Consider the following 1,652-nt stretch of genomic DNA (forward strand, 5'->3'; position numbering starts at 1 on the left):
AACCCGGTAGGTGTTCGATTATTGGGTGTGGCGAATGGGTATCGGCCGGTTGATCGTGGTCAGGGTTTCTTGTTGCCGCCGGACATGTCTGACTGGTTGCCGCCCGGTCATTTTGCGTGGTTCTTGGTCGAGTTGGTCAAGGAGCTGGACACGTCGGTGCTGCATGCCGCCGGACACGGGCCGGTCAGGGCCGGGCTGGGTTCGATCCGGACATGATGATCACGTTGCTGATGTATGCGTATGCGAACAAGGTGCATTCCTCGCGGCAGATCGAGCGGTTGTGCACCGTGGATGTGGCGTTCCGGGTGATCTGTGCCCAAGACATTCCTGATCACACGACGATCGCGCGGTTCCGCGCCGAGCATGAAGACGCGTTCGCGGATCTGTTCTCGCAGGTGCTGGTGATGTGCGCTGCCGCGGGGATGGGCCGGGTCGGGGTGGTGGCGATCGACGGGACCAAGATCGCCGCGAACGCGTCACTGGGCGCCAACCGCAAAGAGCAGTGGTTGCGGGAGCAGGTCGCGAAGATCGTGGCCGAGGCCGCAGCCACTGATGCGGCAGAAGACGAGGAGTACGGCGATGCGCGTGGTGATGAACTGCCGCCCGAGTTCAGTAACCCGTCCGGGCGCCGCGAACGGATCCGGAAGGCTCTGGCCGAGGTCAAGAAGAAAACTAAGCAGGCCGAGGCTGATGATGCCGCTGACCAGGCCCGGATCGAGGACTACCTGCAGCGGGTCGAGGCCGGCGAAAGTGTGAAGGGTCCAGTTCCGGCCGGGACAGATCTGGTTCGGTTCAACACCGCGCGGCTGGCCCGCGAACAGGCCCGGCTCGAGGCTGCCGAGCCGAAGACCCGGGCCCACGAGACCGCCGCACGTCAGATCCGCCAAGCCAGGAAAGACTTGCAGGCCGCCCAGGCCGCCGCCGAAGCCGGCACGATCGACCGCGAAGGCGCCGCGGCCAGACGGCGCCGCCGCCAGACAAACTTGAGCCGGTCGCGAACACCACCGACCCCGACAGCCGGAAAATGTCCACCCACTCCGGTGGGTTCGTGCAGGGCTTCAACGCCCAGATCGCTGTCAGCGACGACCACCTCATCCTGGCCGCCACGGTGACCCAGAACGCCAACGACTACGACTCGTTCGAACCGATGATGAACGCCGCGGTCACCGCCACCGAACAGATCGGCCGTGAACTCGGCATGATCTTGGCCGATGCCGGCGACTGCCGAACCCAACCTCACCCTGCCCGGGCCCGAGCGGCTCATCGCGCCCGGCAAACACCGAGACGTCAACCGCGACGCCCGCGACCGGCCCACCCAAGGACCACCACCAACCGACGCCACCCCCGCCCAACAGATGCAGCACCGGATCCGCACCCCCGAAGGCCACACCACCTACAAACGCCGATCAGCCACCGTCGAAACCGTCATCGGACACCTCAAGGACCAAACCGGACTACGACGGTTCTCCCGCCGCGGACTCAAAGCCGCGGCCAGCGAACTCAACCTCGCAGCCACCGTGGTCAACCTCCTCAAACTCCACAACCACACCCTCCACCCAGCAACCTGACCCCGGGGCCACCCAGCCCGACCAGCCCGACAGATTCGATGCCCCGGCCGGCAAAACGCCATTTCGCTACAGGCTCGGAGCGGC

Annotated in this window: 2 protein-coding genes and 1 pseudogene; all 3 read left to right on the plus strand. The window is 65.7% G+C overall.

The window, feature by feature from the left end:
- Nucleotides 1–216, plus strand: a pseudogene (locus ACFQWG_RS14265) (hypothetical protein); the annotation flags it as partial.
- Nucleotides 213–1,112 (plus strand): transposase, encoded by a 900-nt coding sequence (locus tag ACFQWG_RS14270; RefSeq protein WP_380976547.1) that lies wholly within the window; start codon nucleotides 213–215, stop codon nucleotides 1,110–1,112. The pseudogene ACFQWG_RS14265 and the gene ACFQWG_RS14270, both read left to right, overlap by 4 nt.
- 99 nt (nucleotides 1,113–1,211) lie before the next feature.
- Entirely contained in the window at nucleotides 1,212–1,568 is a 357-nt protein-coding gene (locus ACFQWG_RS14275; RefSeq protein WP_380976549.1) for a transposase, read from the plus strand.
- Nucleotides 1,569–1,652 lie beyond the last annotated feature (84 nt).

The sequence above is a fragment of the Schaalia naturae genome (genome assembly GCF_042665795.1).
In the GTDB taxonomy this organism is placed as follows: domain Bacteria; phylum Actinomycetota; class Actinomycetes; order Actinomycetales; family Actinomycetaceae; genus Pauljensenia; species Pauljensenia naturae.